Origin of the sequence: Margalitia sp. FSL K6-0131 (assembly GCF_038008735.1) — a bacterium.
Classification (GTDB): domain Bacteria; phylum Bacillota; class Bacilli; order Bacillales; family Bacillaceae_C; genus Margalitia; species Margalitia shackletonii.
In genome coordinates, this window is record NZ_JBBOZS010000001.1 from 3879029 (window position 1) to 3892609 (window position 13581).

Consider the following 13581-nt stretch of genomic DNA (forward strand, 5'->3'; position numbering starts at 1 on the left):
AACATATGTGGGATTTAATGTGGATATTATGAAAACGGCAAAAAGGACAAGATATATGCTTGCCCTTATAATGGATCAATCCCGAGCTCAAATAATGCATCAGCGATTACTTCATACCCCCTATTATTCGGGTGAACATGGTCATTTGCCAATAATTCATTCGTCCTTCCTTTAAAACGGTCATGTACATTTGCTACCTTTATAGCCGGTGGAGAAGAAAGCTGTTCAATCCCCAGATTAAAAGCTTCCACCCATTTATCTGTCCCAGGGATATTTTCAAATGGATCGTACAGATTCATCATTCGAATGATAAATGGCACCCCGCCATTCTTCATTTTTAATATCGTATCAATGATGGTGGCCAGGTTCTTTTTTCCATGTTCAACAGCGAGAAAAAAATCCTTTTCATTTTTATTTTTCAAGAAGACTTGTGCAGCATCAATAAGATCATTCCCGCCTGCCGTGATCGTAATAATGTTTGAACGAATGATTCCTTCCTTAACAAAAGGATGCTGCAACATTTTCAAAATATTTGCAGTGGTTGCTCCGCTTCTCCCGTATATATACGGAACAATGGGCAAGTTCTGCGATCTTCTCAATAGCCACAAATATTTCGTGATAAACCCTTTTATAAAATAGGTAGAGCCTATTCCAACCGTCAGCGAGTCACCTATTGCACAATACCTTAAGAATTCATTTGAATGTATAAAAGTTGTTGCCTTCATTTGTTCACCCTCAGGATAAATTAGTCATACTTCTATATATTCAATCCTTCTTTATCTGAGACTATTTTTAATCACAAGGGGAAAATTTCTATAAACAGAAGAAATGCGATACTTTTTGATAGTATCGCGAAAATAGATTATTTCCCTTTAAAATTAGGTTTCCTTTTTTCTGAAAAAGCTTGTAATGCCTCAATCCTATCTTCCGTCGGAATGGTTATTTCATATGCTTTTCTTTCTATTTCCAGTCCTGTCTGAAGATCCGCATTCATTCCGTTTTTAATGGCAAACTTTGCTTGTTGAACAGCGATTGGTCCATTAGCCAAAATCTTGTTAGCAAACTCGTTCACACTTTGATGAAAATGCTCCCGCTCAACAGTTTTTGTTACAACACCATAATGATAAGCTTCGTCCGCCGTCATTCTTTTGGCTGTTAGAATAAGCTCCATCGCCTTCGCTTCTCCGATTAAACGTGGGAGTCTCTGTGTTCCGCCTGCACCAGGGATAATCGCAAGACTTGTTTCCGTCAGCCCCATTATTGCATCACTCACAGCAATCCGGAAATCACAGGCAAGCGCAAGCTCCATCCCGCCGCCAAACGCGTAGCCATTCATTGCCGCAATGGTAGGCTGCGGCAGTTTTTCAACGGAAGAAAAAACTTCCCCGATTTTATATACATTTCGGCGCACCTCTTGCTCAGAAAGTGTTTTTCTTTCCTTCAAATCTGCTCCTACACTAAATGCTTTTTCGCCAGCCCCTTGAAAAACTACTACCCTGATTTCAGGATTCGACCTAATAGATTCCACTACATTTGCAAGCTCACATAAAGTATCATAATTAAAAGCATTCATCGCTTCCGCCCGATTAAGCGTTACATATCCAATATAGTCTTTTACATCTAAAACAATATTACTCATTTCTACACCCCTTTTTTGATCCTCAAATATGTATTTCAACACTTCTTGTAAAAAACCTTTTTGATAGTGCTATTTTCTTTTCAATCGTTTGATTTAGAGAACCTTGGACATACTTAATGATGTTGTCCATATTCAAAAAGGAGGTACAATCAATGACGAATGAAAATCAATTTAGTCATTTTGTAAATGATCCAACCGTACAGTCTAAAATGGAAAAGGTTTGGGTTGATACATGTGGTTCCTGGCAAAATTGTACGGAAGAAACTATTCAAGCATTTTTAGCAGGATGCGAGGAATATAGTATTGACCCGCAATATTGCATGAGCTGGGTCGAACAGCATCAAGCCCAAATTCCAAATTGGTCCAGTGTTTCGCAAGTATCGTTGAATTGGATGAATACTCACACTTCTACTGGTTCTCCTATATCAGCAAATAAAGATGACTTTCAATAAAACAGGACAAAATAAATATATGAAAAAATGCAGAATTATTATTCTGCATTTTTTTCTCCTTATTTAGATGGGATTTGATCCTTTAAAGCTCTTCTTAATATTTTTCCCGTTGTATTTTTCGGCAGCTCATCAATAAATTCAATTATTGTTGGAAGCTTATATTTTGCTAATCTTTCTTTACAATAATTCATTAATGCTTGTGCAGTTAATTCACTATTTTTAGTTACAACAAAGCATTTTATTGCTTCTCCTTGTTCCGGATCCGGAATACCAATGACAGCAGCCTCTACTACATCCGGATGATCATATAATACCTCTTCTACTTCACGAGGATAAACATTAAACCCTCCTACTATCACCATATCCTTTTTACGATCGACAATATAGAAATAGCCTTCCTCATCCATTTTTGCAAGATCCCCGGTGTATAGCCATCCATCACGAATGGTTGCAGCTGTTTCCTCCGGCATTTTATAATAGCCCTTCATGACATTAGGTCCTTGAACTACCAACTCTCCAACTTCCCCAACCGGAACTTCCTCCCCTAACACATCCACTACTTTATTTTTTACATTTAAGATGGAAGTACCAATGGATCCCGGCTTTCTTGGACGGTCAAGCGGATTAAAGGCTGTCACAGGCGATGCTTCCGATAAACCATACCCTTCAGAGACAAAAACATTAAATTTCTTTTCAAAGTTTTTCAATAAGGCAACAGGAAGTGATGACCCTCCGGAAATACATAAGCGCAGGGATGAAAAATCCTTTGGATCTCCTTCTGGATATTGGTATAAGAAATTATACATAGTTGGAACTCCAGCAAAAATAGTAGCTTCATATTTTTTTGCTAATCTAAAAATATCTTTTGGACTAAATTTAGGTGCGATTAATAGAGTTGCTCCGCTTATAAGTGGCGCATTAACGACGACTGTAAGGCTGAAAACATGAAACATTGGCAAGGTAGTGATGACACGGTCCTCATTGTTCATTTTTAAATACATACCTGTGTCGCTTGCATTGGAATATAGATTTTTGTGAGTAAGCATGGCACCCTTAGGTTTTCCGGTTGTGCCGGATGTATAAAGAATGACAGCAACATCATCCTCAAAAATTTGTGGTCCTTGAAACGCTAAATCCCCTGATGCAACAACTTCTGCAAACGATTTCAATTTATCGTTTGCAGGAGGCTCCACTTTTTTAGTCGGATCCGATTCACAAATAATATAATGTTCTACCTTTGGAAGCATTGCCCCCATTTTTTCAGCAAGTGGCACTAGAAGGTCAAGTGCTACTACTGCTTTTATATCCCCATTCAATAAAATATAGCCTATTTCTTCCGGTGTATAGATTGGATTAACCGGAATTACCGTCACACCAAGTCTCATTGCTCCATACAGGGCAATAATGAAATGCGGCGAATTACCAAGAAGAAGTGCAATATGGTCCCCTTTTTTCAACCCCAATTGTTCCAACCCGCTTGCAAATTTTGTGACTGCCGCATCCAACTCGGCATATGTAGTTGGTTGATCCATGAAATAATAAGCAATTTTGTCAGCGCTTTCTATTGATGTGTTGTGAAGTCTTGTTGTTAAATCCATATTCCCTCCCCTTTCTGAATGAATAATCATTCATTTTAATTTTCTAAATATATTATATAGAAAGAATTTTAGGGATACAAGATGTCTTGGGGGAATGTCATAAAAAAACTTATAGGCGAAACTTGATTGGTAGAATAGCCTTTGACCGGACAGTGGTTCCGTTATCAGTGACAAAAAGGCATTTTGGGAGTTGAACCGACACACATTCCGTTGTTAAAGCAAAAGACAGCTATTTTCATTGGATAGCGGAATGTGGGGCCGCAAAGGCAGTTAAAACGGACAATTTTTTGTAAATAAGGGAAACTGGGGCCGCAATGAACTTTCCGCGGACTCTAAATCCCTTATCTGTGACAAATTGCTTGGTTTTGGGCTATTATCGGACACTCGTTCCGTTATAAGCTATTTTTATTGGTAATTTTCAAGATTTTCATCAAATAGCGGAATGTAGGTCCGCAAATTCGAAGAAAATACGATTTTTTACAGCAATAACGGAACGTCTGTCCTCTAACATTATACAAATTAAAATTTTTACAGGTGTGGTTTTCACAACGGTCCTGGCGTTCTTTAAGTCTATGTTTAAAGTAAAAACCGGAATGATTCCCATTCCGGTTTCTATTTAATGTTTTTGTCCCCCAAAATTACAGACCGATAGTACTAAATTAATGTCTTCTTCAAGTTTCGCAAATAACGATATCGAATGAGGAAGAAGTATATCAATTGAGCAATCAGGAAGCTTGCCAGAACAATAACCATCTCAGAAACAATTGATAATGAGTAGTAGCTTTGCAATGCCATAAAAGCAAACGCACTATGAACAAATGCTACGACAATCGGAACAAAGAATAGCAACGCAAGCTGCTGGGTAACAATTTTGTTTAATTCCTGATCTGTTAATCCTACCTTTTTAATCGTTAAATATTGTCGTCTGTCATAATCCAGATCCGCATACAGGCGGAAATACAGGAAACTGCCGGCTGCAATAAAGAATACAGCACCAATTAATAACGCAACGAATAACATCGTTTTAAACATATTCATTTGATTTTGATACATCGTACCACTGACTTGTATTTCATAATGATGATTTTCAGAGAAATAAGAGCTGCCCTCTGGTGCAAGTTTTTTTGCAATGCCAGCCGTTTTTTCGAAGTCCTTCGTAAAGAATCCTGTGAAAGTATTTGTTTTAACCGGCTTTAGTTTTTTATAAAGTTCATCACTGACTATTAGACCCGCTCGAAATGGAATCGCCACATTTTTAGACAGCTTCTTTGCATTAAGTTTAATTTTATCCTGTTTCAATGTATACATGACAGGTTTGAACTCCATTTGATTATGGGAGTATAACATTGCCAAAGCTTCATTTCCAGTTAACGGTTTCTCGTGAACATCAAATCCTGCACTTTTTGCGATATTTTTATAATCAGAGAATGAAATAATATCAATATCCTTGACTGGATAACGATAGCCTGTATTTTCTGAAGCAACTTCCACATTTTTGATTACAGCGCTTGATGTCGTATAAGGAATACCTTTATTGTTCAATTCTGTTTTGATTTGCTGCAAGTTTTGCTGCTGTACTGGTTGATCATCCATCGCGGTATAGCTGATTGCTGCAGGATAATCATCTTTGAATTGCTTGTTCATAATATTCATCGAAGCAAGTGTTCCTACCGCGCAAAACGCAACCGCTGAAACGATCGTGACCATAAAGAACATGCGTGCATTATCCTTTAAGCGATAGGCAAGGCTTGAAATCGTTATGATATTAGTTTTCTTCCAAAAGAAAAAACGATTTTTTTGCAGCATTTTTATTACAAATACGGATAGTTGTGTATAGAAAAAATATGTTCCCACAATAGTCATCGCAATGACTGGGAGAATTCTAAAAAGAATGGTCCCCATAGTTGTTGTTGCCGCCAAGTAATAACTTAAGAGCAGCAGAACAGCTGCAAACAGTGATAGTAGTACCGAAGCTTTCGGCTCCTTTTTCGGCTTTTCGCCAGCTTGGAATAAATCTATCAGTTTATTTACTCTTAGAAGAATCGTCGTAAATAATGAAATACAAAAGAATAGAATTAAAAACGCACATATCGTTAGCAATAATGCTTTAAAGGAAAGATAAAAGGATAGTGAATCAATCCCAATCATCCTTGATCCGATCATTAAAAACAATTTTCCAGTGATAATACCTGCACCAATGCCAAGAATAATTGCCCCAATACCTATAAGCATATTTTCCAAAAAGACCATACGATTTAATTGGCTTCTTGTCATGCCATGCATCATTAGTATTCCAAATTCACGCTTCCGTGATTTTAGGAATGTGCTGACAGAGTATAGGACGAATAAAAAGGCAAAAAGATACATAATCACTTCAGCTGCAGTCATTAGCTGAACTGCAACAGCAGAAGTTACACCTTGTTTTATATCTGGGTGAAAAATAAATAGTGCATACACAAAGAAAATTAAAACGGAAAATGCGCTGCTTAGAAAATAGGCAGAGTATGTCCGTTTATTACGGACAACATTTCTATACACGAACTGCGGAAAGGTCACTGCTGTCTCCTCCTAGCAAAGCAAGCATATCAATAATCTTTTGGAAGAATGCTTGGCGGTTATCCCCGCGGTAAATTTCATTGTATAATTGGCCGTCCTTGATAAAAATCACACGGTGGCAATAGCTTGCTGCAACCGCATCGTGGGTTACCATTAATGCAGTAGCTCCGTCTTCTTGATTAATGGCAGTTAGAGTCTCCATAACATCCTTCGCTGATTTCGAGTCTAAGTTACCAGTTGGCTCGTCCGCTAAAATAAGAGAGGGATTGTGAATGATAGCTCGTGCAATTGCCGTTCTTTGCATCTGTCCTCCAGATATTTCATAAGTTCTTTTCTTTAAAATATGGTCAATTCCCAGCTTCTTTGTGACAGTTTGCAGCTTTTTGTTCATTTCTCGAATACTTTCACCATCCAGTGTGAGGGGCAGCACAATGTTTTCTTCCACCGTTAATGTATCAAGTAAATTAAAGTGCTGGAAAACGAAGCCGAGCTCATGTCTTCTAAATAGTGCAGTATCTTTTCGGTTTAAAACATGCGGATTTTTGCTGTTTATCTTGATTTCGCCGGATGTCGGGCGGTCGATTGTTGCAATTAGGTTGAGAAGCGTTGTTTTCCCGCTTCCTGAAGGACCCATGATCCCGACAAACTCCCCTTTTTCAATGGAAAAATTAATATCATTTAATGCTTTATGAGCGACTTTTCCCTCATAAATCTTCTCTAAATGTCTCACCTCTAGAATCGACATTCTTATCACTCCCTGTATCATTTTGTATCTTCATTTTATCTAGATTCATGAAATACAACCATTTCGTTAACTTACAGTTAGCTTACAAAATTGTAAGGTAGAAGAAAAGCGGAAGCGCCTTGCCCATCGGCGTACGGATTTCGTAGTCGCTCACCTCGAGATAAAGGAAACACAGTGAGGTAGTTCACGAACTGATGTTGACTTATCGTAGGGAGGAGAGGGAGAAATCAGATAGCCGATTAGGCGCTGGTGAAATTTGAAGTGCCAATTTCACTTGGAGCTAGACAAAGACTATACTTGTAAAATAATTTATAGAACAAAAAACTTAAAATTGAAGAAAGGTGTCTCTCCTGTGTGGACACTCTTGCCATTTGTCCATTTGTGGTGACAGGCACCATGTGAAATATTCACATGGTGCCTGTCACTTAAAAGATAATTCGTACTGTCGTGCCTTCGTTCACAGTTGATTCAATTTCGATTCGGTGTCCGAGTTTTTCACAAATTTGCTTTGCTAAATACAAACCCATACCCGTTGATTCTTGAAAGTTGCGGCCATTTTCGCCGGTAAAATAGGGATCAAAGACACGTGGTAAATCACTTTTGGGGATGCCGACGCCTTCATCTTGTATTTCAAGGATGGTATGCATGCCGCGGATATATCCGCGAAAGTAGATTTTCCGATTTTCATACATTGTATAGCGCACTGCATTAGTAATAAGCTGAGTAAGGACAAATGAAAGCCATTTTTCATCTGTCGCAACCTGAAGATTACTATCCACCTGAATCATTGGAAAGACATGCCTCCGAATAAATAATCGTTTTTGTGCGGATGTAACGGAACGGATAATATTTTCAAGCTGGAGTGTTTCAACATAAAAATCCCGCTCAAACGTGTCTAGACGCGAGGTATACAACACCATTTCCAGGCCTTTCTTTAATCGGTCAAGTTCATCCCCTATTGCAGTATAGGTAGGTTCATCTTTATCTTGTATCATTAAATGAATAACCGAAATTGGTGTTTTCATTTGATGAACCCATTGGTTAATAAATTGAATATGTCCCTCAAGCTTCCGCCGATAATCATGCAAGTCCGTTTTATAAAGTCTAAATTGACTTGTAAGCAAATTGTGAAGGCTTTCAGCTAATGGAGTACTATGATCGACATTCATAAATTCATCAATATTGGAAAGCGGATCTTCTAAGCGTTGGTAGAAACTACGGTTTGTTATGTATCGAAATACAAGATAACCGATAAGCAAACAGCCGCTAAGTAATGCGGCATATAATGAAATGGTTAAATGCCTATAGCCATCAAGCCAATAAACAATGGTGATAATAAAAAGCTGGATGATATAAAAGAGAATAAGCGGGAGCTGTTCACGTAAGAAAAGTTTCACTCCGCTTCACCCCAATTAGGCATAAGCCGATATCCTTGACCGCGAATCGTTTCGATTGCATCTTCAATTTGTAAAGAAGCTAATTTCTTTCTTACACGAGTAATATAGACATTTAAAGTATTATCATCCACAAATGCTTGGTCATCCCATATTTTTTCAAGTAAACGATCACGGCTTACCACTCGTTCCGACTTTTTCATTAATTCATCAAGAATTTTTGCTTCCGTATGGCTTAATTCCACCGTGTTGTCACCTACGGAAAGTATTAAGCGCTCAACATCAAGCTTTAATCCATTCACACTCAAAGAGCGCTCATTTTGAGACCCGGCATAGCTGCCATATGCGCGGCGAAGCTGGCTATTAATCTTTGCAATTACTATTTCGTAATCGAATGGCTTTGTTATATAATCATCTCCTCCGTTTTCCAAAGCCATAACTTGATCCATCTTTCCATCACGTGCAGAAATAAACAGTATCGGGCAGGTTGATATATTACGAATTTGTCTGCACCAATAATAACCGTCAAATTTAGGTAGATTCACATCCAGCAATACAAGATGCGGTGAAAATTGTTCGAACTCGGATCTAATTGAATCAAAGTCCACAACTGATTTTGTTTCAAAGCCAAATTTATGTAAATGCTCCTGAAGAAGTCTAACTAGCTGCTTATCATCTTCAATGATAAAAATTTTAAACATGATCGATTCCCCCTCCGCCTATTTTCCTTCATTGATTTTAACAAAGATTTCTTTTTTTGGATAATACCAAGTTTTACATTCGTTCTGTCTCTTAGAGGTGTAGTATTAGAATAGTTAGAACACCTCAAAACATATAAAATTACTATAACTAAATAGAATCCTATTTGAAAAAAGATTGATCCATTTTGTGCTACGTTATCCCACCATAGCCACTGTTCTTATTATAAGATCGGCGTCCCTCCTGTTGTAAGAAAGCCTATACTGTCATGCAGGAGGGATTCTCTTTGAGTAAAACGAGTCATGCGCAAAAATTATCCGATTGAATTTAAGTTGATTTATTAAAAAAAAACCGAAATCCTTATTTTGAAAGAATGGATTTCGGCTTTATAAAGGTATAATTTTTATTAATTAAGAAAGGTAAGAAAATAATATCCGCAATTCGGTTATACAAATTGATAGTTTAATGCAGAACAACCAAGTTAACGACAGCCGTTATAATTGCACAGCTACCAATTAGAATTACCCATCCTGCCCATTTATTTTTCCTCCCCTTTCGTTTACTTACAAGCAATGAGACAAAACTTATAATTACCAATAGTACACCAAATATCATATTGATTAAGCTACTTATTTCCATTTCTATACTCCTTTTTCATCCATCCCATCGATTTTTTGTATCAATGTATGTCTAAAGTTTAATCAAAACATTACTTAAAGGTTTTATTTACAATTAATGATAGTGCCTGATTTTAAAAATTTCCTGATCAGTCTTGGGCAATGTAATTCTAATAAAGCTTCCGTCCACTAAACAGTCAGTGCTTAATTTAAATCAATGCGGTCAATTTTCCTTATGGCTAACACAACAATACCAAGAGCAATTATTGCTAAGGCTAGCGGAATATAAATAATACCTGCTAATGAGAAATTCGGACCCATCGATTGGCATGTCACACTAACAATTAAAAGTGAAGAGATAATTGTTGCTGGTGTAGAATAGTTTCTCATCCCGAAATATAGCGGTACGAGTGCTGCGACTGCAGTCGTTAAGCTAAACATGATGATTTTTATAATCTCCGCCAAAACATCGCTTGAAGTTAAACTCATTGCAGAAGTAAAATGAAAGATTTGATTCAAACCAATAAAACTGAAAATCACCACTATATGAGAAATTGTCATAGCAATGAATGTCATCAAAACGATCAGAATCAATTTTGCACTCAGGATTTTTTTACGATTGATTGGATAGGAAAACATAATAAACATTGTTCGATTCCTAAACTCTTGAATAATCATTTTTGAAATCAGTACAGCGGCAAATACGATAAAAACACCTCTAACGCCTGCTCCACTTATCGTAAAAACTCCTGTCACATCTTTTAACATTTCGGTACCTTCACTTTTTTCAACGACAGGAATTATACATAAAATACTCAGAATGATTATATTTGCAAGAATAGCACCTTTAACAAACCATCCTAATTTAAACTTTTTTGATTCAAGTCTTATTAAATGAAACAATATGATCGGCTCCTTGCCTCTTAATATATTACTCCGTTATACTATTCTCTTCCTCAAAACGTTAACTCACGACCTGATCTAACTCCACTTTTTTTACGAAATACTCTTCTAATGTTGTACGTTTTTTATCAATAGACTCAATATTAATGTCTTCAAGTATTAATGTCTTAGAAATGGCTGATTGAGGCACATCTGCAGCATAGATGCGAATGGTTTGATCATCAACCACCTTAAAATTATTAATGCCTAATTTATCATGTAGCACCATTGCTGCTTTTTTTTGATTGCTGGTCACCAATTCTATGTATTCCTTATTTCTCGCCTTAATCGATTCCATGGACGCCTCTTCAATCAGTTTACCGCCTTTAATGACACCGATCGTGTCTGCAATCTGCTCAATCTCCCCAATAATGTGGCTGGAAATGAGTAAGGTCATACCGTATTCTTGATTAAGCGTTTTAAATAGCTTTCTCATAGCCTTAATCCCAGCAGGATCTAATCCATTAATTGGTTCATCTAGAATCAAGAATTCCGGCTTTGTGATAATCGCTCTGGCGACGCAAAGACGCTGTCTCATCCCTAGTGAAAAGTCTTTTGGCAGCTTATTCTCAACATTTTCAAGCCCAACCCGATCCAAAACATCGCGAATCGCCTGTTTGCTATGGTATCCCATATAAGCACAATGCAGCTCTAAATTTTCCCGTGCAGTCAATTTCTCATAAAAAATAGGGTATTCGATCATACTGCCTATCCTCTTTAAGTAATCGAAAGAATCATGTTTGAGCGGTTCACCGAAGATGGTGACCTCGCCATGTGAAGGCTTAATCATATTGGTCAGCAGCTTCATAATTGTGGACTTACCCGCACCATTCGGTCCAAGAAATCCATAAATCTCACCTTGTCTAATATTCATCGTTACATTGGACACAACATCATGCCCTTGGAAAGTCTTTGTTAAATTTCTTGTCTGTACTACATAATCCATGATGCCCCTCCTCGTTTTCTATCAATTTTCATTCTAGCCATCGACTCTTGCTTTTTTCTGTCTTAATTCTTACGAAAATCTTAAGAAAACAGTGAGCTACTTATTAAGACGTTTTAATGAAAAAGTAAATGACGTTTTTTCAAATGGGATGGATTGTATCGAAATATCTCCTTGCATTTCTTCAACCAGTCTTTTTGTAATGGTTAAACCTAGCCCACTGCCCTGAAAGGCTTTATTTCTTGATTCTTCAAGCGTGAACATTCGTTCAAAGACGCGCTCCTGCTCGATTTCATTGATCCCTTTTCCCTTATCGAAAACTTCAACATAGACCCTCGCTACATCATAAAACACCTTTAAACCAATCATTTTGCCATCAGCACCATAGCGAATTCCATTTGAAATCAAGTTAGTTAATACACGGTTTAATGCTTCTTCATTACCGAGAGCAAAAACAGGCTTTTCAGGTATCTCAATAACCACCTCTAATCCTTTATTTTGGATCCATTCATAGAACAATAGAATATTATTTTTACAGATTTCTGTTACATTCACTTTTTCAAGCGGAATATCTTGATCTCCTGACTCTAACTTAGCCAAGTCAAAAAATGTATTCATTAATGTAATGAGCTCTAACGTTTTACTATGTACTTGTTGCAGCAAACGCGCTCTTTCTTGTTCATTCATTAGAGGTTGGTTCTGAAGCATCTCAATATAACCTGCAATCACTGTTAGCGGCGTCTTAAGATCATGGGAGACATTCGCCAACATTCGTTTCATCGAGGCTTTCATTTTCAGATACTGACGTGCATGTTCTTGATGATCATCAACAAGTTGATTTAACAAATCAAGCAGTTCTATGAGTTGTTTATCACCAGTAGTGAGGAGGATTCTCTCCCTTGATTGTGAGGCTTTTAACTGTTCAAGTTTATTTGTTATGTAAGCAAGATCCTTGTTTCTTCCCTTCTTTGTTTGATATTGATAGATTATACAAATAAGAAGGGCAATAATGACACAGCTTAATATAGTGATCATTTAAAATTCTCCCAGCTTGTACCCGATCCCCCATATTGTTTTGATATACGCTGGTTTCGATGGGGTATCCTCGATTTTTTCTCTCAGTCGGCTCATGTGAACGTTAATAATATTTTCATCACCATAGTAATCATCTTCCCAGACGGAACGATAAATCTGTTCTTTTGTAAAAACCTTCTTTTGATTTTTAAAAAACAAACAAAGAATCTTCCATTCCTTTGATGTTAAGTTGATCTCCATGCCGTTCTTTGTCGCGCGATGATTCTCGTAATCCAATTCAATCTCATGTACTTTGATTATGGATGTATCTCGTTCTATTTGAGTGACTATGTACTGTGTGGATCTTCTTATGGCCGCTTTCACTCTTGCCGCTAGTTCGACCATCGAAAATGGTTTAGTAATATAATCATCTGCTCCAAACCCGAGTCCTAACGCTTTATCCGCTTCGCTATCTTTTGCTGACATAATAATGACGGGAATGTAACTCTTTGTCCGCACCATTTGAAGAAAATCCAAACCATTTAACTTTGGCAGCATTAAATCTAACAAAACTAAATCATAATGCTCATCCTTAAAAGCATTCGCTGCTTCCTCGCCATCAAAAACACATTTAACGCTAAAGGACTCATTATTTAAATATTTTTTTACCATATCACTAATAGCCGGATCATCTTCAACCAGTAATATCGTTTTCTGCATTAAAAACAACACCTCTCCTGTAATACTTTTATATAAATTTGCATGCCCAATTCAATCAACGAATGAAAGTTTCATTTTACAAACACTAGTGATTATTTTGTATTAATTTTCTAAAAATAGTTTTCACTCCGTGGTTCATTCCTTTAGAACTACGATTTTAAATCCTTTCAACATTTTAGCATAAATATCCATTACTTTTTAAAAAATCATTGCCATTCATGGAATCCTTTTGACAAAATAAAGGCCCAATCCTGAAATTGAA

At 37.1% G+C, this 13581-nt stretch carries 13 protein-coding genes; 1 reads left to right on the top strand and 12 read right to left on the bottom strand.

From position 1 onward, the window contains the following. Nucleotides 1–65: 65 nt before the first annotated feature. Both NSQ59_RS19050 and NSQ59_RS19055 read right to left on the bottom strand, forming a co-directional pair. Nucleotides 66–725, bottom strand: a complete 660-nt coding sequence (locus NSQ59_RS19050; protein ID WP_055740840.1) for a GDSL-type esterase/lipase family protein — start codon at nt 723–725, stop codon at nt 66–68. Between the two features lie 137 nt (nt 726–862). Next, the gene (locus tag NSQ59_RS19055; RefSeq protein ID WP_055740841.1) at nt 863–1639 is read right to left on the bottom strand and encodes an enoyl-CoA hydratase-related protein; all 777 of its coding nucleotides are present in this window, start codon (nt 1637–1639) and stop codon (nt 863–865) included. 152 nt (nt 1640–1791) lie between these two features. Here NSQ59_RS19055 and NSQ59_RS19060 point away from each other — a divergent pair, with 152 nt between their 5' ends. After that, nucleotides 1792–2091: a hypothetical protein gene (locus NSQ59_RS19060; RefSeq protein WP_055740842.1), complete on the top strand. Its 300-nt coding sequence runs from the start codon at nt 1792–1794 to the stop codon at nt 2089–2091. A gap of 59 nt (nt 2092–2150) precedes the next feature. On the opposite strand, the gene NSQ59_RS19065 is transcribed toward NSQ59_RS19060, so the two are convergent. From NSQ59_RS19065 to NSQ59_RS19110, 10 genes are all read right to left on the bottom strand, one after another. Beyond that, nucleotides 2151–3689 carry a fatty acid--CoA ligase family protein gene (locus NSQ59_RS19065; RefSeq protein WP_055740843.1) on the bottom strand — a complete coding sequence of 513 codons (1539 nt, stop codon included), beginning with the start codon at nt 3687–3689 and terminating at the stop codon, nt 2151–2153. Between the two features lie 654 nt (nt 3690–4343). Continuing rightward, nucleotides 4344–6245, bottom strand: a complete 1902-nt coding sequence (locus tag NSQ59_RS19070) for an ABC transporter permease (protein ID WP_055740844.1) — start codon at nt 6243–6245, stop codon at nt 4344–4346. Next, nucleotides 6220–6990 carry an ABC transporter ATP-binding protein gene (locus tag NSQ59_RS19075; RefSeq protein WP_055740845.1) on the bottom strand — a complete coding sequence of 257 codons (771 nt, stop codon included), beginning with the start codon at nt 6988–6990 and terminating at the stop codon, nt 6220–6222. Before NSQ59_RS19075 ends, NSQ59_RS19070 begins: the two co-directional genes overlap by 26 nt. 425 nt (nt 6991–7415) lie before the next feature. After that, entirely contained in the window at nt 7416–8387 is a 972-nt protein-coding gene (locus NSQ59_RS19080; RefSeq protein WP_055740846.1) for a HAMP domain-containing histidine kinase, read from the bottom strand. Next, nucleotides 8384–9085, bottom strand: a complete 702-nt coding sequence (locus tag NSQ59_RS19085; RefSeq protein ID WP_055740847.1) for a response regulator transcription factor — start codon at nt 9083–9085, stop codon at nt 8384–8386. The genes NSQ59_RS19080 and NSQ59_RS19085 overlap by 4 nt, the downstream gene beginning before the upstream one ends. Before the next feature lie 460 nt (nt 9086–9545). Beyond that, nucleotides 9546–9722, bottom strand: coding sequence for a hypothetical protein (locus NSQ59_RS19090; protein WP_161809274.1), 177 nt, complete (start codon nt 9720–9722; stop codon nt 9546–9548). Nucleotides 9723–9904: 182 nt separating this feature from the next. Further along, a complete protein-coding gene (locus NSQ59_RS19095; RefSeq protein ID WP_340832427.1) occupies nt 9905–10468 on the bottom strand; it encodes an ABC transporter permease in 564 nt (187 codons plus the stop codon). A gap of 196 nt (nt 10469–10664) precedes the next feature. Further along, nucleotides 10665–11588: an ABC transporter ATP-binding protein gene (locus tag NSQ59_RS19100; protein ID WP_055740849.1), complete on the bottom strand. Its 924-nt coding sequence runs from the start codon at nt 11586–11588 to the stop codon at nt 10665–10667. Between the two features lie 96 nt (nt 11589–11684). Further along, nucleotides 11685–12620, bottom strand: coding sequence for a sensor histidine kinase (locus NSQ59_RS19105; protein ID WP_055740850.1), 936 nt, complete (start codon nt 12618–12620; stop codon nt 11685–11687). Further along, entirely contained in the window at nt 12621–13319 is a 699-nt protein-coding gene (locus NSQ59_RS19110; RefSeq protein WP_055740851.1) for a response regulator transcription factor, read from the bottom strand. Between the last annotated feature and the right edge of the window lie 262 nt (nt 13320–13581).